At 36.3% G+C, this 1,262-nt stretch carries 1 protein-coding gene; it reads right to left on the bottom strand.

Features of this window, described 5'->3' with window-relative positions; translation table 11 throughout:
- Window positions 1–72 precede the first annotated feature (72 nt).
- Entirely contained in the window at window positions 73–1,149 is a 1,077-nt protein-coding gene (locus WKT09_RS13640) for an IS30 family transposase (RefSeq protein WP_340416556.1), read from the bottom strand.
- Window positions 1,150–1,262 lie beyond the last annotated feature (113 nt).

The raw sequence follows: 1,262 nt of genomic DNA, 5'->3' as shown, positions 1-1,262 counted from the left end.
CCTAAATTTCAAGTTTAAGTTAGCCACCTAATTTATGTGAATTTACCATCAATTGGAAGCGCCGTGTAGTTATTAACTTGCTAACGACTGAAGTTCAGTTAAAAATGCTTCTTCAGCAGTACGATAATTCAATATTTTACGTGGTATGTTATTCATCCACTGTTGGATTTGGTTGATTGTTTTAGCTGATATATCAGCTAAGTATTCCCCTTTTGGGATGAATCTACGGATTAACTTATGTTGATTCTCTTTCGTCCCTCGTTCATAAGACGCATAAGGGCGAGCGAAATAAACATCTGTTATATCTGTAAGTAATTCATGAATGTCAGCAAACTCAGATCCGTTATCTGATGTGATTGTTTTGAATAGGGTGGCGGCTTGATTCCCTATTCTGTCATAAAGTTGTTTCATTGCTTGGTTGACAAAGTCTGTTGACTTTTGATTGATTTTAAATATGATTTCAAAGCGTGTTTTTCGCTCTACAAGTGTTAATAATACAGGGTCTTCTTTAGTTTTGGCTCCGATTAATGTATCAATTTCCCAATGTCCAAAGTGTTCTCTTGTATCTACTTTGTCTGGACGATCTTCAATCGATGGGCCAAGTACTCGGCGGTTTTCCCTATGTTTAGGAGAATCATTCCTTGGTGTACGAGCAACTTTTTCAAGTAAATCAATGTTTTTGGTTTTCATGATACCACGATCAATCCAATGATAGAGCGTCGATGTGGAGGGTATCAAATCGGGTGGAAAGAGTTTTTCTTTCGTTGCCCGTCCAACAACAATATCAGGTGACCAACCGTCATTTAACATTTTATCGTCGGCCCATTGAGTAAATGAATCACACCGTAACCATTTTGGACGACGTCCAGAATGCTGGCGATTACGAAGATATATTTGATAATCAGCATCAGCTGAATAGCTGTATTCGTCATATTCATACACTTTGTCATTATGAACTTGTCGTTGTTTAATTGTACGTACTGTACCCTGTTTAACAGCATTATTAATCGTTTGTGGTACACGATTTAAAATACGAGCAATCTTACGATTGGAGTATCCCAATTCTTTGTAAGCTTCAATTTTTATGCGTTCTTCATAGGTTAAGTGTTTTCCCTTATTCGGGTTTATGTTATCATTTACTTGAGTCATGTGAATTCACTCCTATATAGATTGGTGGTACTTTCAATATAGCAGAATTCACATGACTTTTTGTGTTTTATTAAAAAAATTACTTAGTGGCTAACTTGATTATACAATCCAGC

Source organism: Pseudogracilibacillus sp. ICA-222130, assembly GCF_037892545.1.
Taxonomy (GTDB): Bacteria; Bacillota; Bacilli; order Bacillales; family Amphibacillaceae; genus Pseudogracilibacillus.
Note: the sequence above shows the minus strand (reverse complement) of the source record. Positions and strands in the feature narration are given on the sequence as shown.